The following is a 20,833-nucleotide window of genomic DNA, read 5'->3' as shown; positions in this document are numbered from 1 at the left end:
CGCCGGTGGATACGGTGGCATCGCCGGCTCGCACCGGCGAGCTCGACCACCCCGAGGACTCCCATGCACCGCGACTCCGAGATCCACCCCTTTCGCATCGACATTCCGCAAGCCGACATCGACGACCTGCGCGAACGCCTGGCGCGCACGCGCTGGCCGGCGCAGCTGCCGGGCGGCGACTGGGTGAGGGGCGTGCCGGTGGCCTACCTGCAGCGGCTGGCCGCGCACTGGCTGCATCAGTACGACTGGCGACGCTGCGAGACCCACCTGAACAGCCGCCCGCAGTTCACCACCCGGATCGATGGCCAGACGATCCACTTCGTGCACCTGCGCTCGCCCGAGCCGGACGCGCAGCCCCTGTTGTTGCTGCACGGCTGGCCCGGCAGCTTTGCCGAGTTCGACCGCGTGGCGGACGCGCTGTCCGACCCGCGCCGCCACGGCGGCGACCCGTCGCAGGCTTTCCACCTGGTGATCCCGTCGATCCCGGGTCACGGGTTCTCGACGCCGCTGGCCGACGCTGGCTGGAACCACGGCCGCTGTGCCCGTGCTTTCGCGGCGCTGATGCAGCGCCTGGGCTACACGCGCTACGGCGTGCAAGGCGGCGACGTGGGCGCGTTCATCGCGGTGGAGCTGGGCCGCGCCGACAGCGAGCATGTCAGCGGCGTGCACTGCAATGCGCTGGTGACGTTTCCATCCGGCGACCCCGCCGAGCTGGAGGGCCTGACGGCCTCGGAGCAGCAGCGCCTGGAGCGGCTGCAGAACTTCCGCGACCGGATGATGGGCTTCGCGCACATCCAGGGCACGCGGCCGCAGACGCTCAGCTACGGGCTGCATGATTCGCCGGTGGGCCAGCTGGCCTGGATCGTCGAGAAGTTCAAGGAATGGACCGATCCCGCGGCCGCGCTGCCGGAGGATGCGGTGGGCCTGGACGCGCTGCTGGACAACGTGAGCCTGTACTGGTTCACCGGCACCAGCGGCCCCTCGGCCAACCTGTACTATGAAGCCTTCAACGACCCGTCCGCCTGGGCACCCAAGCCGCGCGGCACCGTGCCCATGGCCGTGGCCGTGTCGCTGACGCAGGACGTGGCGGTGCGCCGGCTGGCCGAGCGCGACCACCACATCGTGCGCTGGACCGAGCTGGCGCGCGGCGGGCATTTCCTGGCGACGGAGACGCCCATGGCGCTGGCCGGCGATCTGCGGGAGTTCTTCGGTTCGCTGTCCTAGAACCTTCCTGTCCACACTCCAGGCATTCGGTTGCGCATTTGGGAGCTTCCCTGAAGCTCCACCCAACCCCGGTGGGATCGCGCCGCGCCTCATGGCTCACCCGGCCGCGACGCGCAGCACGTCGGGCCGGAGGTGAAGAGACGACGCGTGGACGTGGCAGACCAACGGCACCTGGTGGCCGAACAGGACCGCCAGGGCGATGCCGCTCGGGCCTACTTGCTTCGGTCCAGCTTCACGACGCGTGTGCCCGCGATGTGATCATGGACGCAGCGCCGATCCTTGCGAAAGATGAACAACGGGTTGATGATGCTGAGGACGCCGCCCACGTACGGGATCAGAGCCACTAGCGACATCGGCAGGAGCCGTCGCAAGGCGATCGTACCGAAGGCCGCGGGCTTGCCGTCGCTGGCGTTGACGATCTGTATGCCCAGCGCCTTCTTGCCGATGGTCTGCGCGCTGCGGGCGAGGAACGTGCCGTGCAGCACCAGGGTGATCGCTAACCCCGCCAGCGCCCACAACAACGATTGCCAGAACGGCGGCTCGGAGATCTTCGGAAAGTCGCGATAGACACCGGCGAAATACTGCAGCGGGACGAAGATGACGATCGCCAGAACCCCGTCGATCATCGCCGCCCAGAAGCGCGACATGCGCGACGCGCTGCCATCGCGGGCTCGCTCCGAGTCAGCCATCGGCTCGATCGAGGTCGGCGGTTGATACGGGTTGGGAGCGAATTGGGCCATGGCTCATGCAACGCCGACCGCAGCCGCGCGTCAATTGACAACCACGGTTCCGACGATGGTGCCCTGCCGCCGCTGCTGGTCGACCATCGAGGGCGACGGCCACCTCTCGGCGTCGACGGTGCGGACGCCGCCTCGTCCGCCATGTTCCCCCGCGCCCCGCCGCGAGGGCTGTCCGGTTGGCGCAGGAGCAGAGCGCGACACCGACGAAGCTAGGTGTCCGCCAGCAGCAAGCGCTCGGCGGCGTCGGCGTGCATTGCGCGGATGGCGTCCAGCCGAGCGCGCCACGCGGGGCTGTCTCGGAGTTGCTTCTCGACCTGCAGCGACAGCTCGGCAGCCGACAGCGCGGCCCCCAGTCCGCCATGCTGGATGAGCCAATCGACCAGGGAGGCGGCGAGCCCGGGATCCTTCAGCTTGCCGGTGGAGGGGATCCGACGCGCTGGCTGTTCGTCCACCAGGGCCAGATACTCCGACCATAGCTCCGTCGCGAACCTGACCTCGACGAGATCGACGTCGAGGATCTCCTTCAGCGAGGCGGCGGCCGTGAAGCGCAGGCCTGCAGCCTTCTGGGCCAGGCCGAGCGCGATCCGGAACGCCCGTGGCCTGGGCGCGAGCCGCGCCAGTCGGGCCAGTGCCCAGGTTTGACCGCCGCTCGCTGCTGCGACGAGCCGGGCCAGCGCCGCCTGCCAGTGGGGTAATCCGGCGTCGTCAGGGAGGCGGCTCAATGAGTCGACGGTCTGGACCAGGACGCGGCCGGAGGTGCGCGCCTCGGCGAGGAGCCTGGTAGCCAGACCAAGCCCTTCCGAGCACAGGTCATGCTGGGCGATGCAGACGCCCGCTGCCGTGGAAGCGATACGCTCGTCGCCGGATTCGACCAGCGCCTCGGCCAAGGCCACGAAGCCGCGGGCCACCTCGGATCGCGCCTGCGACTCGTTCGGGAACAGGAGCCTCGACCCGGGGTTGAGCAGCGGCCACATCTCCGGCACCGTCGTGATGCCGCCGATGAGCACCTGTCGGACGTCGGCCTGGTCGACGAAGCGCAGCAACCCCGCCAGGATGTCCGGCTGGATGCTCGGGTGCAGGTCGTCGGACCGCCACGCCCCCATCAGGAGGTCGCGAGCCTCCACGGTCGCAGAGGCTGAGACCCTGTTGGCGGCGTTCTTGCGGTTGACCACCGCGCAGTCCTTCGACAGCAGCAGCTCACGGTACGGCGCCAGATCGAACGGACCGGGCATACGCTCGGACAGCACGTTGAGGGCGCTCATCGCCGCGCGCCCCACCACGCCGGATCTTCGCGCGCGCTCCAGGAACAGCCGCCGGAGCTCGGCGGTCGGCGGAGCGATCCGGGCGCACCGCGCCAGGATCGCGGCGGCGACCGGCCCGGCCGCTCCCGGCAGCAGCTCGAGCAGCAGCGGCGCGTCGTCGACGCGGCCGATGGCCTTGACGCGCCTCGAGAGGTCGAGGCTGGCGTCCCGTGCCACCCGCAGGAGATGCTGCGTGAAGCGCCTGCGCTGGGAAGGCGTCCACCGCCCGGGGGCCGATCGTGAGATCGCCGCCACCAGATCGGTCTTGTGGGGATCGGTGGTGTCGTCCCGATCCAGCAGCTCGTCGACCAGGGCAGTCTCCTTCAAGCTGATCTCCGGGACGTATCTCATCACCTCGTCCAGCGGCCCGCCGCATGTGACGGGCTTGCGCGGAAGCCGCGGCGCCTTCGGTGTTCTTCCGAGGAGCAGGTCCAGGATGAGCCGCTCCGCCTCGGGCTCGTAGCGACCGACCGCCACCGGTCCCAGCATGGGTGTGGTGCCGTCGAGGCGAACGCCCTCGTAGGCCGCATGGAGCCGGGCGGCGAGACCTTCGGCGATGCGCAGCGGGCTGGGCAAATACTCCATGGGCGGCTTCTGGCCGGGCGCCGGCGCCTTGTCGGCGCGCCAGCGCACCCGGGGATCCAGGCGAATTTGAACCAGGAGCCCGAGCAGCTGCGCCGCGCGCGGGATGTCGTCCCGGAGGATCGCGGCGCCGATGGCCTTGTGCACGGCCCGCTCGGCCTGGGCCAGGGTGGTTGCGTTCGACTCGCGCGACTGCACTGTCGTGAGCAGGGCGTCCCGATAGGTCTGCACCGGGATCTCCGAGACCTGACGATCGGACAGCTGGGCCAGCTCGGCCATGACCAGATGGCGGCTGGAGCCATGCCATGCCGGCTCCACCTCGGCGAGGACGGACGCGCAGGTCGCCGGGTCGGCGCCGCGGCGGAGCGAACGCACAAGCGCAACCATCCGCGCCGCGCGTTCGCCCCGGTCCCTGGCCGCGCCCAGCGCCTCGTGCTCCGATCGCAGCTGGGCAAGGTCGAGGTGCTTCTCGATGGCCTGAAGCCGCTTGCGCCGCGTGTCCGGATCGACGGGAGGACTCAGGGACGCCGCCGTGAGCCGCGCGACGCTCGCCGGTGGCATCGTGGCCAGCCGCGCGTCCATGCCACGACGGGGCGACCATGCCGCCGTCGCGGCCTGTTCCAGCTCGGCGCCAAGGAGACGTTCGCGCTCGGTCAGAGGCAGGAAGCGGAAGAGCGGATCGGCGGAGGCGTCGAGGGGCTTGCACCGGTTCCGGAGCTCCAGCACGTCCTCGGCCGGCAGCGTCGAGATCGGCAGCAATCCGGAGGGAAGCGGACCATTGGCGAGAGGGACGGTCCAGTCGTTCCGGCGCAAGACCTCGAGCAGATCGGCCGGGCAAGCCATCGCCAGGGCGTGGATCGCCCTCCCATCCAAGGCATCCCGCCGCACGAGCAGCGCCAGGGCCTCCCTCGGATATCGGGTGCAGAACAGCGTGGCCTCGTCCGCCGTGATCTTACGCCTCGTCGCCAGTGCCACGCGAAGGCCCCGCTCCGGCGCACGCGCCACCAGCTCGCGCCACGCGGCCTCGTGCTCGGCCGCGTGATGTTCCAGCGTGTCGAGATCGCATGTCGCGAAGAGGCGTGTCGCGAGCCCCACACCATGCCTGGCGATGACCAGGGGAATGACCGCCGTCGCCTGGGCGACGAGACGGCGCCTCTGCATGATCATGACCCCCCCGCGCGCCTCGCGGCGATTCCCCTCGCGCAGCACCTCGAGCAACGCTTCGTCCGACACGGGCACCCGGCGCGCCGAAGAGAGCGCGGCCCGACGCATCATGGGGTCGCGTAGCGCCCTCTCGATGCGCGCCACGTCCCGACGATAGGTCGCCAGGTCCAGCGCCAGCCGCCGCTCGTCGCCGTCGCCCCCATCCAGCGCGGCCATGACCCGATCGGCCGTGGCCTGATCCCAGCCGCGGGCGAGCAGGGCAAGCGCCCGCCCCCGCTTCGCGAAGCTCAGGCTTCCGAGTCGACGGACCTCCGACAGCGGTTCGAGCATCCTCCGAGTCTAGACGAACGCGACGCCGACGACGACCACCCGATTGCCCGGTCGCAGGGCCGGGGCGGCGTGCTCCGGGCGCAGCCGTGCCTCGACGACGGCGGCGTGCGCTCGCCATGACGGGGGCGGGTAATGTGCTCAGCTACGTGGCGTCGAACCCGAACGCCATCGGCTCCCTCGTCGGGTCGCTGGCCGAGGCGCTCGACATCCGTCAGCAGCGCCGGCCAATGTGGCAAGGGGCGCGCGCTCCTCAGCGCGGGAGGAAGAGCTGCTCCGGGAGCGCGGTGTTGCAGGGCTCCTGAACGATATGGGCATACCCCGCGGTGCTGGCACCCTCGACGCTCAGGCACTTCTGGCTGTTCACGTTCATGATCGACCGATAAGCGCCCACCGGCCGCAGGACGAACTTCTGGTTGGGGTTGCCCGTGCAGGTGTATTGAATGAGCTCGGCACCGTCCTCGAGGCTCGAGTAATAGATGTCGAAGCAGAGCCCGCTGTGCTTCGGCTTGATGAACACGCTCCCGTCGGGGTCACCCGTCGGGATGAGCTCGAAGCTCTGGTTGGGGTTGCCGGTCGCAGGCCATTGGATGATCGGCGAGAGCGGCGTCGTCTCCGAGTAGTAGACATCCATGTTGAGGCCGCTGTTCTGGTTGGTGAAGGTCACCGCCGGGTTGGTGCTGCTCACGCTGCCAAAGTCCACGGTCGTGTCGAGCTTGGGGGAGACAGAGTATCCTTGAGGATGCGCCTGGACGTAAAAGAAATTCCAGTCGACATAGATCCCTTGGAGCACCTGGGTGTGCATGACGGAGAGCGGCACCTTGCCGTTGAACGAGCTCGGCGCGGAATAGACGGTCTGATACGTCGGCTGGAGGGTCGAGACCGCCAGGAACGGCAGCGTATGGAGCGTCCCGGTCCACTGGTCGACGAGGTCGACGGGGTTCCAGTACGGATGGCCCTGCGCCGAGGTCATCCGGTAGCTCCAGGCCGACGTCAGCCCGGTGCTCTGATCGATCGCGGTGAAGTCGGACAAGGACACCGTGGCGCTGTCCTGGAAGCTGCACGAGAAGCTGGCGCTGGCCGCGTCGGTGCCCCCCTGCGCGCCGACGCTGCAGCCGACAGAGCGCGTGAACGAGTTTTGCCCGTTCGGGGAGTTGGGCACGTGGGCGTACGGGCTCAGCGCCGTGCTGCCAGGCACGACGCTGACGTTCAGCTGCTGCTGGTAATAGCCCCGGTTGAAATTGCTGTTCGTGTTCAGCGGTCCCGGGTTTGCTCCCGCGCCCACGCCGGTGATGACCATGAATTTGTTGTTGGGCGTGGTGGAAGCGACGAGCTCGACCTCGTAGCTCAGATCCAAGGTCGCGACTTGCGAGGTGCCGGGGACGGTCCACCACGAGGAGCCGTTCACGATGAACTGGCGGTAGGTGCCTGGAGGGGCCGCGCTCGCGACGGAGAGGGCGAACGGCTGCACGACGGGCGCAGTCGCGAGCGTGCGGATGCGCGCCGCCACCTGGGCCGCGACCTCCTCGCGCGACGGACCTGCCGCGGGCGTGGCGCCCTCCACGGCCTGCTCGGCGTGCTCACGGCCCGACGCGCGCGCCGCCAGCTCCTCGGCGGGCAAGGTAGCGGCCTCGTGGCTCACCTTGAGCGTGGCGGAGGGGGACTTCACCGCCGTCGTCTCGATGTTCCCGTAGAGCTTGATATCGAACTTCGTTCCCCCGCGCGATGGCTCCACGATGGCCACGTCGCCCGCGACGCCGTAGCCGAACACCGCGGCCATGCGCGCCGAGTCGCGGACATTCTCGAAGACGAACGGGACCCCGGCCTCGCTCGCGGCCTCGACCAGCGACCGGTATGTCGCGAGGTCTGCCTCACCGAGCTGCTCCATGTCGGCGATCACCGCCCCCGTTCGGAGGAGGAGGTCGCTGCGCTCGGCGTCGTCGGAGCGGAGCGAGTCGAGAGCGCGCCGCGCCGAAGTCGCCTGGAGCTCGCCGGCGAGGTGGTGCAGGACCGGCGTCCTGTCCGCGGAGATCGGGGTCAGGGCGATGAACGCGGTGCGCGCGGCGGGCGCCACGGACGTCGTCGAAGCTTCATCGAACGGCTCGACGTCGGCGCTCCCGCAACCTTGTTGCAAGAATCCGAGGGCGAGCGTCGAGAGCGAGAACACCAGGCCGACTCTGGAACGGATCATGGACTCCTCCCTTTCGGCTCTCTTCGCCCAGGCGAGCGATCGAGCCGTCAGGTCCAGTAACGGCGGACATCGGCATCGGTTTCGCGAAAGCGCAAAAAAAGCCGGCAGCCCCGTCGAAGGAGCCCCGACGGCAGCGGGGGCACGCGCGCGCCGGGGGTCGTCGTTGCGCGACGTCGCAAACAACTCCCCGTCGAGCTGCCGCCCCCAGTCCAAGGCCGAGATCAGGGTCGGCTCAACTCGCACCGTGTCTGTCAAACCCAAGGTTCCCCTCGACGGAGGGAGAGCGCCATCCTGCCGTTAGCTGAGATCGCCCGGCCGACAGCTTTTCACGGCAGCCGACCTCGTGTTGCACTCCCTCCTGCCCCGAGCCCGAGCCCTCAGCGGAGCGCCCCTCCGCCGTCGCCCGCGCTACCGTGCAGGCACCGCGCGGAGCGCGAATCCAGGCCGCCGCGGGCGCCCGCGCAGCAGGGCGAAGCGCCTTTCGGCGCGCGAGCACGGTGCCACCCTCGCCAGGCGACGGCGGAGCTCCTTCGACGTGTCCGGTTGCGCGGCCTCGATCGGCAGCTGCGGGAACCAGCAGGCGAACTTCTGAGCGAAGGCCGGCTCCTCGGCTCCGTCGCGGTGGCGCTGGCCGTGCAGCGCACCGGTGCTCCGGTGGCGCCCGCCGTGGCGCCTCTTACGGATGCCCCCGATCCTCTCTCACGAAATCGTCACCCATCCGCCGGCAGCCCTGGTAGCCCCCGCGCGTTGCTCGTCCGGTCGGCGGCCGCGACGCCGTCGAGGTGAGCGTGCGGCGAAGGTCGTCGCTCGGACACGATCTCCCGCTTGACACAGCGGCGTCGCCTCGCGCGCGTGCGCGCGCGCAGGGCCTTGATCCAGCGGCCATCCCGTTCGTCGGTTGGGAACGCGTGGCGGTCGATATCGACGGCGCCCTGTTCATCGCCTGGCCCGCCGGCGTCGTCGCGCTCGCGATCTGGGTCTTCACGAAGCGCCAGCCCTGGGGCGTCCTGATCGCCTACGCAGCCGCCATGGCCTTCATGGTGGCGACCTACCCGCGCGGCGCAGACCTCCAGCGTCTCTATCTGGCCGTCGAGCTCGCGGCGATGTGCGCGTCGCTCGGATGTCTCCTGGTCTGGTTTCGGTCGCGTGAGCCGCTGTCGCTCAAGGCGGTCGCAACCGGCATCATCGTCTCTGTCGAGCTCGCGATGGTCACGGGTGGGCCCTACCGCGGCAACATCTTCCTGACCTGGCAGAGAGCCCAGCAGATCCTCATCGTGATGTTCATGGCCATCATCGCGGTCCACGTGGCAAGCATATGGCGATCTCGGGATTCGACGTAGCGCTGTGCCATCTCGTCCTCTTCGCGCTCGCGGCCATCTACCGCGCGGGGCGGGACTTCGCGGCAAAGCGCCTTGCGTCTGCCGAACTCGCCGCGCAGGTGGGCCTCGTCCGCGCCCTCGTCGCGCGTTACCTTCGAGGTACCCGGGCGACACACGAGGACGTCAAAGACCTCGCGCAAGACGTCCTCCTCGCAGCGTGGGAAGCTTCGGAGGAGGACCGCTACCGTCCCGACCCGGACGTGCAGCCCGCGGAGGCGCTTCGTGTCTGGCTGCGGGCGCTGGCCTATCACCGCGTCCGCCATCACCTCGAGAGTGCCCGGGTGCAACGAGAGGAGATCGTTGCGGCCCCGCCGCACACGGCGCACGAGGCACCGACTCCCGATCAGACAATCGAGCGCGAGGAGATGCGCCGGGCCTTCCTCGAAGCCTTGCACCAGCTGCCCGAACACGAGGGCGCGGTGATCGCCGCTCACGACATGTTCGAGATGCCGATGGAGGAGGCTGCCGAGTAGCAGGGCGCGCCGGTCAGCACGGCCTACCGCTGGCGCGCCCGCGGGATCGCGGCGCTAACCCGGGCGCTTCGTCCGCGGCGAGGATGATGAGCGGCGCTGCGTCGTGGTGGCTCGTGGACCGCGGTGTGAGCCGCGCCCCGTTGTGGCAGATCGAAACGGGCTCCGCGTACTCGTAGCTCGTGACATGCGTGACGCGATACGCGATGGTGAAACTGCCCGGGCGGCCGGAGCTTCGAGCATGACCCGGAACGCCTCGGCCCTCGTGCTATTCTCGAGCGCGTGGGGCAGCCTACCCGTGTCGCACCCGCTCTGATCCTGGTCGGGGTCTCCGCGTTTCTCGTCCTCACCGCGCTCGCCGCAGCCGCGTATCCGGGCGGCACCTTCTGCGACGCAAACGCGCCCGGCTACGAATTCTGGGGCAACTTCTTCTGCGACCTCACGCAGCCCGTGACCCAGCGCGGGGTGGACAACACGCGCGCTCGCTCGCTCGCGCAGGCCTCGTTCGTCTGCTTTTCCCTCGCGCTCGTCCCGTTCTGGTGGGTTCACGGCGCCCTGCTCGGCGGCCGGCTCGGCGGCACGGTTCGCGTGTTCGGACTGCTCTCCGCCGCAGGCACGAACCTGATCGCGTGGCTGCCGTCCGTGGTCTCGCCGCTGCTCCACGAAGTGTCGGTATTCGTCGCGACGATCCCCGGGCTGCTGGCAACACTCTTGGGCGTGACCGGCGCGTTTGCACGGGGCAATGCGGGCGAAAGCCGCTCGTCACCGTTGCGCTTTTCGGCGTGGCTCGGAGCGCTCTCGCTCGCGCTCGGCAGCGCGGACGCCGCGTACTACGCGTATGCGATCGCGGTGCCGGGCTGCCACGTCTTTTTGCCAGCGCTCCAGAAGCTCGCGGCGCTTTCGGTGATCGGGTGGATGGGCACGGTTGCGCTCGTGGGTGCCGCGCGTGGGGCGCGCTAGCGCGTCGCAAGGCGGTTCCCTGCTCAGCCGTCACCGTTGGCCGTCGACGAGAACGATTTTTGCGTACAACGTGTCGTGATACTCCTTCACGGCGACAATCTTTCCGTCTCTGAACGTGATCACGGAATGATAAAGGTTCTCGTAGTTGCGGCCCTCCGCCGTCACCGCGTGACCAGCCAATTCCACAGCGACGCGGTCGTCTTCCGCGACCAAGCCGGTGGGAACGAGCTTCAGTCCTTTTGGAAAAATCGCGCCGACGGCGTTCATCGCCTCAATAAATTCTGACCTATTCTTGACGCCGGAAAATGGAAGATGTTCGCCCCCGGCGCTCCACCAGGCCACGTCGTCACGGATCATCGCGAATGCGCCGGCCAGATCATTCTTGCTGACTCTTGCAAAAAACTCTTCGACAAGACGCTTATTCATTTGAATCGCCATGTTCTTTTTCCTTTTGAGTAGCCGACGCCAAAACAGGCGCCGCCATTGTTCTTACAAGTGAGGATCGAGCAGTGGGGCCTTCGCATCTGGACGGCCTCGTTCGAGCGCGGCGATGAACGCTCGGGCCTGTTCGAGGGCCGTCATGGCGTTGCCTCCCAATGACGTCATCATGCGGCTCCCTGGCTGGACTTTCCATAACGAGGACGCCACAATACTTTACGGATCGTACATGAAGCACCCGAGCGACCCCATGGAAGGCATGCTGGCGCTGCTGCGTACCGAGACCGTCCTCTCGGCTCGCATCGATGCCCGCGGACCGTGGGCGCTTCGCTTCGACGCCTCCCCCCACGTGAAGTTCGGGACGATCGTGCGCGGTCGCGTGTTCGTGAGCTTCGAGCGTAAGCGGCCGCAGGTGCTCGAGGCCGGCGACGTCTATGTGCTGTGCAATGCTCCGTCCTACCTGGTGGCCAGCGATCTCGACGCGCCGGTGCGCCCGGCCGAGGCCCTCTTCCGGCGGGCGCCGGGAGAGACGCTACGCATCGGTCCGAAGCGGGGTGTGGCCGAGGTGCAATTGATCGGCGGCTACTTCAACTTCGATCCCCAGCACGCCCACTTGGTGACGAGCGTGCTGCCGCCGCTGCTGCGCATCCCGGCGACCGCGGCGGGGGCAGCGCACGAGCTGGCACGGCTGCTCGTGCGCGAGGTGGGCGAGAATCAAGCGGCGCGTGGATTCGTGCTCGACCGGATCGCGCAGCTCATCCTGGTGAGCATCTTGCGGTCGCTGGACCGCACGAAGCTGCGCAAGCGAGTGGGGTGGATCGCCGCCCTCGCCGATCCGCACATCGGCGTCGCGCTGCGGTGTATTCACCGCGACCCGGCGTCCTCGATCGTCGTGGGCGAGCTCGCGCGCGCGGCCGGGATGTCGCGCACCGCGTTCGCGGCGCGCTTCAAGGCGCTGGTGGGGAGACCGGCGTACGCCTACGCGATCGCGTGGCGCATGAGCCTGGCGCGGGACGCGTTGGCCCGTGATCCGGCGCGCTCCATCGGCCAGATCGCGTTCGACCTCGGGTACAAGTCCGAGAGCGCGTTCAGCACCGCCTTTCGTCGCGAGGTGGGGATGGCGCCGCGCGCCTATCGAGCGGCCGCGTCGATGCGCGCCTGACGCAACGGCTGGCGAGCCGGCACGGCGGCAGGTCGTCACGATCACGTCGGTCGTGGGCTCGCAGGCAGAGCCAGGCCGCATGCCTGCCGTCGGACCTGCCTGGCGGCGGAAGGCGGTCGCCGAGGGAGTAACCGTCCGGCGATGACAGGCTTTTCTGAAGGCCGACGTGAATCGGAATGGCTATACTCAAACGGCCATGAGGACGCTCTCGGTTGAGTCCGCCTGCGCTGGCGCGCCGGAGGGAGGAATGGCTGTACATACAGCATAGTAAATGAGTGTTGATGGCCAGCGGCCAGCGGATCGATATTGAAGACAGCTCGACGGAGTCATCGGGCGCCCGCGCTGAGTAACGGGAAGGTGGCCTGAGCCCTCTCGGTCACTCTGGGGCTCATGGAGATCAAGGTGACGATGAATATTCTCGTTGCGGAAGATGACGACGACCTACGCGAGCTCGTGGCAATGATGCTCTCGGTGGAGGGATTCCATGTGCAGACGGCGCGGCACGGACAAGAGGCTCTGGAGAGGATAGGTGAACACATGCCCGACCTCATCGTGCTCGACATGAAGATGCCGGTCATGGACGGCCGGACCTTCGCGCGGGAGTTTCAGATCCGATACGGCCGGTCGGTGCCCATCATGGTCCTGACCGCGGCCGAGCACGCCGCCCTTCGAGCCCAGGAGATCGGCGCCGCAGGGTGGATCGCGAAGCCCTTTCACTGCGACCAGCTGGTCAGGATGGTACGGTCGCACCTTCGCATGTGAGGGGCAGGCGGACGTGGAAAGTGCTGCCACGGCCTTCCTCACTTTCGAACCACACCTCGCCTCCGTGGCGCACCACGATCGCGCGCGACAGGTACAGCCCCGTCCCCATCCCGCCGTGATCGTGGGGCGTATCGGTGTGGGCGCGATGGAAGCGCTCGAAGATCCGCGCCCGCTTCTCCACGGGGATCCCCACCCCCTGATCGCGCACGGACACCAGGGCGTCGAGCGCGTCCCCCATCCGCACGTCCAGCTCCACCTCGCCGCCATCCGGCGAGTACCGCAGGGCGTTGTCGAGCAGGTGCGCCACGACCCGCTCCAAGAGCTCGCGGTCCCCTCGGAGCACCACGGGCTCGGCGCACGTGACCCGGATGCGGCGCGACCGCGCCCCCTGCTCCAGGCGCGCCGCCACGCGGTCGACCAGCTCCCCGAGATCCACGCGCTCGAGCACCAGATTCAGCCGGCCGAGCTGGACCTGCGAAAGGAACAGCAGATCGGCCACGATCCGCTCGATTCGGCCGGCGCCCCGCAGCAGCCCGTCCAGGATCCGGCGCTGACTCGGCGGCAGCTCCGTCGCCGTGCGCAAGAGCATCTCGGCATAGCCCATGATCACCGTCACGGGCGTCTTGAGCTCGTGCGCGGCCACGCGGAGAAACTGGTCCTTGAGCCGGTCGAGCTCCACGAGCTCGGTGACGTCCCGCACGACCGCCACCGCGCCCACCACCTGCCCCCCCGCGTCGCGCATGGGCGACGCGCTCGTGTGCACGTAGCGGGTCCGCTCCGCGCCGGGGAGCGAGATCGTCCCCTCGTCCAGGGCCAGCGTCTCGCCGCCGAGCGCGCGCACGAGCGGCATTTGCTCCGCTTCGTAGGGCGTCCCGCTCGGGCGGTCGAAGCCGAGCCGCCGCGCCAGCTCCACGATGGGCCCGCGCGCCTCGTCCGGGCTCGCGAGCCCTGCGAGGCGCGCCGCCGCATGGTTGGCCAGGGTGACGCGCCCGGTCCGGTCGACGACGAAGACGCTGTCGACCATGTTGTCGAGCACCGCTTTGATCTCCATCTGGCTCCGTTCGAGGTCGGCGTAGAGCATGGCATTGTCGAGCGAGATGGCCGTCTGGGCGCCGAGCAGCTCGAGCACCCGGATCGTGCCGGCCGTGAACGCCCCCGTCGCGACGTTGTTTTCCAGGTACACAAGGCCGCTCAGGCGCGCCTGCCGAACGATGGGGAGGCACAGCAGCGAGTGCGGCCGTCTCCGGGTGAGGTGCTCGTCCGAAGCGAAGCGCGTCGCCACGGCGGCCTCGTCCAGGATGACGGGCTCACGCGTCCGCGCGACGTAGTGGAGGATTGACATCGGGAACGCCGCCGCCGAGGCCGGCACGCCCTTGTGGCTCGCGACGCGGATCTGCGTCCCGTCGGTCGTGGCCTCGGCGTAGACGGCGAGCTCGCCGTCGCGGACCAGGATCAGCGCCCCTCTCTGCCCGCCCGCCTGCTGGAGCACGATCTGCAGCAGCGTCTCGCTGAGCTTCGGCAAGAGGATCTCGGACGAGATGCTCTGCAAGGCCTTGACCACCGAGAACAGGTCGAGCTGCTCGGGCGCGGCCACGAACGTGGCGGTGAGCGCGACCGATGGTCGCTCGACGAGCTCGGGGTAGCATCGGTCGAGGCTCTGGACTTTGCCGTCGGCGCCCCAGCGGACGTAGCAGGAGCGGGCCTCGCGCAAGTAGGTATCGGCGAAGCGCACGAACCCTCGCGCCCGGTAAAACCGAGATGCGAGCTCGTAGGCCAGCGCTTCGACGTGGACCAAGCCGCTGTCGCGCGCCGAGTGGACGGCCTCTTCATAGAGACGCATGGCGTCGAGGTCCCGGCCCTCCGTGCGGGCGACCTCGGCCGATACCAGGGCGTAGCGGGTCCGGAAGTTCTCGGGGCAGTTGTCGGCCCAGAGCTCCAGCTTCTGCAGTTGCTTCTCGAGCGTCTGCGCGAACTGCCGCTGCTGCTCGGCAGGGGCCTGCGCATAGAGCGCCGTCAGCGTGAGCGCGTGGTAGAAGTGATGCGTCGCCTCGATCGCCATAGACGCCACCTGGCGCAGCATCGACGTGGCGCTGGTCGCGGACTCCAGCGCTTCGGCATATCGCTCATGGGTAAACGCCGCGATCTGTTTCATGATATAGTAGTATGTAACTCCGAGGCCGAAGCCCGCCTTCTTGAGGGCCGCGATACAGCTCTCCTCGTCGAAGGTGCCGTCGCTGAAGCTCGTGGGCGCCTGCGTCGCTCCCTTCAGGCTCGCTGCAAACTGCTCTTCGAGCCGGAGGATATGGTACACCACGTCATTGTGGGTCTGCCGGGCGAACGCGAGGTGCTTCCGCGCGACATCGATGGCATGAACGAGCGGCTCTCCGCTCTCCAGGACAAGCCATGTCATGTTGTAGGTCAAGTAGCCGGCAAAGACGAGATCGCCGATGTCGAGGCAAGCGAGAAAGGCCTGCTCCATGAGCGGGAGGCTGGCTGCGAAGCGCCCGCACCAGACCTTGATGACGCTCGCATACTGGAAGAGCAACTTCCCTTTCAGTGTTGCCGTGGCACTCTTGAATTTTTCGTTCAACCTGAGCGCCATCTCGGAGAACTGAAGCGCGCGCGGGATGTCGCGGTAGCTCGAGACCAGCACCATGCTGTAATTACTATAGATGAAAGAGGACTCTTCGGCGTGCCCGCACTGTAGGGTGACGTTCACCCCCTTGGCGGTGAGCAGGACCCAGAGCGCTGGTCGCGAGGTGTATACGATGGGGCACGATTCGGCGATCAGGCCGATGAGCGCCCGCACGCTCTCGTCGGTGGCTACAGGCGCATCGACGAGGTCGGCGATGGGGCGCCCGCGCAGGTTGATCGAGACCTGCCGGATCTCGGCCTCCGCGGCCATCTCGATCTCCTCATCGGACTCCGGGAGCACCACCCGGTAGAGCTGCAGGGCCTGGATCATGACCGCCGCGGCATCGCGGTGCCGTGCGGCGATCTGGTAGAGCCGCAGGCGCAATCGGTACGCCCTGGATCGGTCGGGCGCGGAGCGGGCGTTCTGGAGAATCAGGTCGAACAGCTCGTCGGCCCGCTGGAAGCAGCCGACGAGGTACTCGCACTCGGCGAGCTGCAGGTGGAGCGTGAATGCATCCTCGTACCGTGCGCTCCAGGCGTCCGGTGGCAGCAGGGATGTCGCCTGGGCCAGGTAGCTGCGAGCCGACGCGTAGGCCACCGAGGCCTTTGCCTTGGTCCCCGCCAGGAAGTTGAGCCGGCAGAGCGCCTCCTTCTCGCGCGGGTCGGTGATGAGGTGGGCGCCATGATTGAGCTGGTTTGCGACATCGAAGACCCGCTCTGCGATCCCCGGCTCTGGCAACCGAGACAAAAAGAGCCGGCCGAGCTGAAGATGCATCTCGGCGCGCAGGTCCTCCGGGATGAGCGAATAGGCCGCTTCCTGGATGCGGTCGTGGAGGAATTTGTATGTGCTGTCCACGCGGATGACGAGGCCCGCGCGGACGGCCTCCCAGAGGTCCGCATGTACGTCCTGCTCCACACCGCCGCGAACCATCGCCAGGAGGGCGACCTCGGCGCTATTTCCCAGACAGGCGAGCTGCTTCAGCGCTTCCTGGGTCTTCGCGGGCAGTCGCCTGAGCTTGCCGACCATCAGGTCGACCACGTTGTCGGTGTAGCCCTTTTCGCGGATCTTCGCGACGTCCCACCGAAAGGCTTCCGTGCGCTCGTCGAGCTCGATCAGGCGCTCATCATGGAGCGAAAGGAGGAACTGAATGACGAAGAAGGGGTTGCCGGCCGTCTTCTCGTAGACGAGATCGGAGAGCGGCGCGGCGTCCTCGAGGCGGCAGCGAAGCGCCTCGTCGACGAATGCGGCGCTGTGCTCCTGCCGTATCGGACCGAGCACGATGTTCGAGACGCGCACGCCGCCTCTCCGCACCTCGTCCAACGTCAGCAGGAGCGGGTGGGTGGGGGACACCTCGTTGTCGCGGTAGGCGCCGATGATGAGGAGATAGCGCATCTCAGGGTGGGCCAAGAGGTCCTTGAGCAGCCCGAGGCTGGCCGCGTCGACCCACTGGAGATCGTCGAGAAAGAGCGCGAGGGGGTGCTCCTTCTGGGCGAACACCCCGATGAAGCGCCGGAACACCATGCGGAAGCGGTTCTGCGCCTCGGTCGGCGGCAGCTCGGGGACCGGCGGTTGCCGTCCGATGACCAGCTCGACCTGCGGAATCACCTCCACGATGAGCTGGGCGTTGACCCCGAGGACGTCGAGCAGCTGCCGTCTCGAGGCCGCGATCCGCTCCTCGCTCTCGGCGAGGAGCTCGACCACGAGCTCCTGGAAGGCCTGGACGAGCGTGGCGTAGGGGATGTCGCGCTTGTATTGATCGAACTTGCCCGATAGGAAGAAGGCCCGCTCCCGGATGACTGGCTTATGCAGCTCATGGACGAGGGCGCTCTTGCCGATCCCGGGGTACCCGGAGACGAGCAGGAGCTCCGGCGTCCCCGTGGCGACCACGCGGCCGAAGGCCTGGAGCAAGAGGGCGACCTCCGCCTCTCTGCCATAGAGCTTCTGCGGGATCTGGAGCCGGCCTGTCGTGTCTCGCTCGCCCAGCGCAAACGGCTCCACGCGCCCGCTCGCGCTCCACTCTGCGAGGCACCTCTCCAGGTCGCGCTGGAGGCCGCGAGCGCTCTGGTAGCGATCCTCGGGCATTTTGGAGAGGAGCTTCAGGATGATGCGCGAGACCATCTCGGGCACCTCGGGGACGAGGTCCGACGGCGACGTGGGAACGCGGGCCACGTGGCAATGGACCCATTCGACCGGATCGCGCGCCTCGAAGGGGAGCCTGCCGGTGAGCATTTGATAGAACGTCACGCCGAGCGAGTAGAGATCGGTGCGGTTGTCGATGGCCCCGCTCGTCCGCCCCGTCTGCTCCGGCGATAGATAGGGCAAGGAGCCCTCGATGAGCCGGGGGGGCTGCGCGCGCTGCTGCTCGCGGGGGAGGCGGGACGCGACCCCGAAGTCGGCGATCCTGACCTCGCCGGAGGCGGGGTTGACGAGGATGTTGGCGGGTTTCAGGTCCTTGTGGATGATGTCCTGCTGGTGAACGCCCGCGACCGCCGCGCCGATGCGGATCGCGAGGGGGAGGAAGCGCTCGATCCCCATGGGCGTCCCGAGCAGGCGATCGAGGGACTTGCCGCCGAAGTCCTCCAGGATGAGGGCCGGCATGCCGTGGTACATCTCGAGCGCGAGCGGCTTGATGACGGCCCGGGAGTCGAGCAGCTGTCCGAGCTCGTACTCGTGCTTCAGCCGCTCGCGGTCCTTCGGGCGGCTGCGCCGCGGATCGAGCACCTTGAGGATTACCGGGCAGCGATCGGCGCTCCTGACCGCACGATAGACGACGGCTGTGCCATCGAGGGAGAGAGGCATGGTGATCGTGTACCGTGAGGCGAGGGGCATGGAGAGGGTTCCTGATGCGCGACACGCTCGGCGAGGACGATGAGGGCGCGTGCGCGGTGCTCCACGAGGCTCGGGCATCGTCGGCCGGGCCGCCGAGCCGGACCGAGAACGTGATTGAGCGCATCACGCGGGCTCGAATCCATACCAGCCGGGCTCGGCGCCCGGTGCCGGCAGGATCCTGTGAAGACGTGACGGACCGTGATGCCATGCGCTGTCGACATGAGTGTCGAATCTTGTGCCTCACCTCGCAGGCGTCATGTGTCTGCGTTCCATAAAAGGAAGAGCAGCCAACCAGGCAAGGCGGGTCCGGCTGCGCTTGCCCGGACGGCGAGCCCACACCCCGCCCATGCGCCCCGGTTTTTTGTAGGCGGATCGGTGGATCGTGCTTTCTGTACGTCATGTCAACTGCCGGTCGTTGCAGGAAATTCTTGACAGGTCGGAATGGCTTCGCACGGGCTATCCTCCGGGCTCCTGCTCGCGGCGCGCCGTGAGCGGTTTCTCCGGCGAGTCCAAGGAGCAGCTGGCTTCTGAAAGAACGAAGTTCTCCTGATCGCGGAGCAGCTGGCCGCTCCAGAGCGACCTCGGCGGCGCTCGTCGGGGTGTTCTGGTCGCTGGCGTTGCTCGCGCATGCTGCCGCCGCGATCGCAGCTTGGGCGCTGCTTCCCGGCGGTTTTCCCCTCCTTCACGCGCGCTTCTTCGCGAACCGCGCTCTGCCGGCGGTCGCGGTCGGGAGCGTGATCGCCGTCGGTGTTCTGGCCGCGCGACGGTCGACGGGCGCGCGTGTGTTGCTGTCGCTCTTTCCGGCGGCGTGGCTCGGGGTTGCTCTCGCCGCGGGGACCCTGTTCTCGGCGAGCGGCGGGACGGTCGCGTACGGTGCGGGTTGTCTGGCGGTGGTCTTGTCGCTGGGCCTCGCGGTGGCGTGGTGGCGGTTCGGGGTCCCGCCGCGGCTGACCTGGCTCGCCGCGCTGCCCGGTGTCGCTTTCGGTGCGGGGTTCGTGGCCGCGCAGCGGGCGCCGGAGCCTTCGACAGCTCCGTTTGCTGCGCCCGAAGTCGAGCCCGGCGGCGGTGGTTGGACGCGATCACTCGCCGGGCCCGCGTCGTTCGACGTGGCCCCGTGGCTTCGCGTGGTGCCGGACTCGGGTGAGGTCTCGGTGCAGGCGGGCGCGGTGGGCATCGTCGTCGAGCCGCGGCTCGAGTTCATCTCGCGCTCGCCGGATCGCTTCTGGACGGTGTTCGCACCCCTGCAATGGCGCGGCGACTCGCCCGTTCGTCGTTTCGAGCGCGCCGATCGCGAGCTCGCGGTGGACTACTCGGACGAGGGGAGCCTGCGCGTGAGGGCCACTTCGGATCAATCTGCCGCCATCGACGCACGAACCGCGCTTCAGGTGCCCGTGTTCTCGCACCTGAACTCCTTCACGCGCGTCTCGATCACCGGCCATCGCCGGCTCGGCTTGCGGTTCTCGCCTTGTCCCGAGGTCGTGGTCGAGGTGATCCACTTCGACTATCCGTTCGGCGCGCCCGCGCGCTTCGCGTACCTCGACGCCGGCGGCACGTTTCTCGTCGTCCAGGCGAGCGACGCCGAGAAGGGGCCGTTCACGACGCTCGGCCAAGGCCGGCTCGCCCGCGGCGAACCCCTGAGCGTCGCGCTCGTCGAGGAGGGAGAATCGCCAGCTCGCGAGCTCGCGACGATCGTCTTCCGCGACTGGTCACGGCAGCTCTCGACGGAGCTCTCGCCCACCGCCGGCTGGGGCCTGCCGCAGAATGCGTTCGAGTTCGGGCTCGCCTCGAACGACCCTTCGTCCGCGGCCTACCTCACGCTCACCCTGGCCGGGACGAGCGTGGGGCGCGGCTGGGACAGCGTGGGTCACGCCGCCGGCAGCTACACCAATCGGATCGAGATCCGGCTGCCGCCGTCCAGGTGAAAGAAAGGGCACGCTCGCTCGTTCTATGGTTTGCGCTGCCGGCGATTCGGGTCGAACATGGCGGCCATGAAGGTCATCGTTACCGGAACGACCGGCATGGTCGGCGAAGGCGTGATGCTCGCTTGTCTCGTGGATCCCACGGTCGAGCGGGTCCTGTCGGTGGCACGCCGGCCGTCGGGGCACGCGCACCCGAAGCTCGAGGAGTGCTTGATCCCCGACTTTCGCGAGCTCGGCGCCTTCGAAGCGCGGCTCTCGGGCTACGACGCGTGCTTCTACTGCGCCGGCGTGAGCTCGGTTGGCATGAGCGAAGCGGACTACACGGCGATCACGTACGATACGGTCGTCGCCTTCGCGGCGGCGCTCGCGCGCCTCAATCCCGGCATGGTGCTCACGCACGTTTCGGGTGCGCACACCGACTCGAGCGAGCAGGGCCGCGTGATGTGGGCGCGCGTGAAGGGCAAGGCCGAGAACGCGCTGATGCGCTTACCCTTTCGCAGCGTTTACAACTTCCGGCCGGGCTTGATGACGCCGGTGCCGGGACAGAAGAACCTGAAGCGAACCTACCGCTTCCTGCTTCCGCTCGTCCCGCTCATGAAGTTCGTGCTCCCCGCCCTGAAGCTCGAAGAAGTGGAGCGCGCGATGGTGCGCTCCGTGACGAGCGGGGCGCCGAAGCAGGTGCTCGAGGTCGCCGACATCAAGGCGCTCGCGTCGACGTAGCTCGCGCGCCCCACACCGGGCTCAGCCGAC

14 protein-coding genes are annotated in these 20,833 nt (G+C 68.3%); 8 read left to right on the top strand and 6 right to left on the bottom strand.

Translation table 11 applies throughout. The annotated features are described in order from the left end of the window. Positions 1 to 63 precede the first annotated feature (63 nt). Positions 64 to 1,224 (top strand): epoxide hydrolase family protein, encoded by a 1,161-nt coding sequence (locus tag POL72_RS15280; RefSeq protein ID WP_272096050.1) that lies wholly within the window; start codon positions 64 to 66, stop codon positions 1,222 to 1,224. Positions 1,225 to 1,436: 212 nt separating this feature from the next. Here the strand turns inward: POL72_RS15280 and POL72_RS15275 are convergent, their stop codons facing one another. The 3 genes from POL72_RS15275 to POL72_RS15265 all read right to left on the bottom strand — a co-directional run bounded on the left by POL72_RS15275 (position 1,437) and on the right by POL72_RS15265 (position 7,529). After that, on the bottom strand, positions 1,437 to 1,964 hold the full coding sequence (locus POL72_RS15275) for an RDD family protein (protein ID WP_272096049.1): 528 nt from the start codon (positions 1,962 to 1,964) through the stop codon (positions 1,437 to 1,439). 209 nt (positions 1,965 to 2,173) lie between these two features. Continuing rightward, entirely contained in the window at positions 2,174 to 4,429 is a 2,256-nt protein-coding gene (locus POL72_RS15270; protein ID WP_272096048.1) for a hypothetical protein, read from the bottom strand. Positions 4,430 to 5,591: 1,162 nt separating this feature from the next. Then, a complete protein-coding gene (locus POL72_RS15265) occupies positions 5,592 to 7,529 on the bottom strand; it encodes an RICIN domain-containing protein (protein WP_272096047.1) in 1,938 nt (645 codons plus the stop codon). A 908-nt stretch (positions 7,530 to 8,437) separates the two neighbouring features. Here POL72_RS15265 and POL72_RS15260 point away from each other — a divergent pair. Next, on the top strand, positions 8,438 to 8,869 hold the full coding sequence (locus POL72_RS15260) for a hypothetical protein (RefSeq protein WP_272096046.1): 432 nt from the start codon (positions 8,438 to 8,440) through the stop codon (positions 8,867 to 8,869). After that, positions 8,845 to 9,381, top strand: a complete 537-nt coding sequence (locus POL72_RS15255; RefSeq protein WP_272096045.1) for an RNA polymerase sigma factor — start codon at positions 8,845 to 8,847, stop codon at positions 9,379 to 9,381. The genes POL72_RS15260 and POL72_RS15255 overlap by 25 nt, the downstream gene beginning before the upstream one ends. Before the next feature lie 13 nt (positions 9,382 to 9,394). Here the strand turns inward: POL72_RS15255 and POL72_RS51700 are convergent, their stop codons facing one another. Continuing rightward, complete coding sequence (locus POL72_RS51700; RefSeq protein WP_373372223.1) at positions 9,395 to 9,586, bottom strand: transglutaminase N-terminal domain-containing protein; 192 nt, start codon at positions 9,584 to 9,586, stop codon at positions 9,395 to 9,397. A 74-nt stretch (positions 9,587 to 9,660) separates the two neighbouring features. Between POL72_RS51700 and POL72_RS15250 the strand changes: the two genes are divergently transcribed. Then, entirely contained in the window at positions 9,661 to 10,338 is a 678-nt protein-coding gene (locus POL72_RS15250; RefSeq protein ID WP_272096044.1) for a hypothetical protein, read from the top strand. A 30-nt stretch (positions 10,339 to 10,368) separates the two neighbouring features. Here the strand turns inward: POL72_RS15250 and POL72_RS15245 are convergent, their stop codons facing one another. Beyond that, positions 10,369 to 10,776, bottom strand: coding sequence for a nuclear transport factor 2 family protein (locus tag POL72_RS15245; protein WP_272096043.1), 408 nt, complete (start codon positions 10,774 to 10,776; stop codon positions 10,369 to 10,371). A gap of 229 nt (positions 10,777 to 11,005) precedes the next feature. On the opposite strand from POL72_RS15245, the gene POL72_RS15240 reads away from it, so the two are divergent. Then, positions 11,006 to 11,938, top strand: a complete 933-nt coding sequence (locus tag POL72_RS15240) for an AraC family transcriptional regulator (RefSeq protein WP_272096042.1) — start codon at positions 11,006 to 11,008, stop codon at positions 11,936 to 11,938. Positions 11,939 to 12,328: 390 nt separating this feature from the next. After that, positions 12,329 to 12,700 (top strand): response regulator, encoded by a 372-nt coding sequence (locus tag POL72_RS15235; protein ID WP_272096041.1) that lies wholly within the window; start codon positions 12,329 to 12,331, stop codon positions 12,698 to 12,700. Here POL72_RS15235 and POL72_RS15230 read toward each other — a convergent pair. Next, positions 12,669 to 18,164, bottom strand: a complete 5,496-nt coding sequence (locus POL72_RS15230) for an AAA family ATPase (RefSeq protein ID WP_272096040.1) — start codon at positions 18,162 to 18,164, stop codon at positions 12,669 to 12,671. The two genes, POL72_RS15235 and POL72_RS15230, sit on opposite strands and share 32 nt — an antisense overlap. 782 nt (positions 18,165 to 18,946) lie before the next feature. Here POL72_RS15230 and POL72_RS15225 point away from each other — a divergent pair. Both POL72_RS15225 and POL72_RS15220 read left to right on the top strand, forming a co-directional pair. Continuing rightward, entirely contained in the window at positions 18,947 to 20,086 is a 1,140-nt protein-coding gene (locus POL72_RS15225; RefSeq protein WP_272096038.1) for a hypothetical protein, read from the top strand. 66 nt (positions 20,087 to 20,152) lie between these two features. After that, complete coding sequence (locus POL72_RS15220; protein ID WP_272096037.1) at positions 20,153 to 20,803, top strand: NAD-dependent epimerase/dehydratase family protein; 651 nt, start codon at positions 20,153 to 20,155, stop codon at positions 20,801 to 20,803. Positions 20,804 to 20,833: the final 30 nt, after the last annotated feature.

The organism is Sorangium aterium (assembly GCF_028368935.1).
GTDB lineage: Bacteria > Myxococcota_A > Polyangia > Polyangiales > Polyangiaceae > Sorangium > Sorangium atrum.
The sequence above is the reverse complement of the archived record's forward strand: the minus strand, read 5'-3'. Positions and strand labels throughout refer to the sequence as shown.

Bases quoted from the DNA above. Each gene is read 5' to 3' on its own strand.
- POL72_RS15280 (WP_272096050.1), top strand. From the start codon at position 64: ATGCACCGCGACTCCGAGATCCACCCCTTTCGCATCGACATTCCGCAA.
- POL72_RS15275 (WP_272096049.1), bottom strand. From the start codon at position 1,964: ATGGCCCAATTCGCTCCCAACCCGTATCAACCGCCGACCTCGATCGAG.
- POL72_RS15270 (WP_272096048.1), bottom strand. From the start codon at position 4,429: ATGGACGCGCGGCTGGCCACGATGCCACCGGCGAGCGTCGCGCGGCTC.
- POL72_RS15265 (WP_272096047.1), bottom strand. From the start codon at position 7,529: ATGATCCGTTCCAGAGTCGGCCTGGTGTTCTCGCTCTCGACGCTCGCC.
- POL72_RS15255 (WP_272096045.1), top strand. From the start codon at position 8,845: ATGGCGATCTCGGGATTCGACGTAGCGCTGTGCCATCTCGTCCTCTTC.
- POL72_RS15245 (WP_272096043.1), bottom strand. From the start codon at position 10,776: ATGGCGATTCAAATGAATAAGCGTCTTGTCGAAGAGTTTTTTGCAAGA.
- POL72_RS15240 (WP_272096042.1), top strand. From the start codon at position 11,006: ATGAAGCACCCGAGCGACCCCATGGAAGGCATGCTGGCGCTGCTGCGT.
- POL72_RS15235 (WP_272096041.1), top strand. From the start codon at position 12,329: ATGGAGATCAAGGTGACGATGAATATTCTCGTTGCGGAAGATGACGAC.
- POL72_RS15230 (WP_272096040.1), bottom strand. From the start codon at position 18,164: ATGCCCCTCGCCTCACGGTACACGATCACCATGCCTCTCTCCCTCGAT.
- POL72_RS15220 (WP_272096037.1), top strand. From the start codon at position 20,153: ATGAAGGTCATCGTTACCGGAACGACCGGCATGGTCGGCGAAGGCGTG.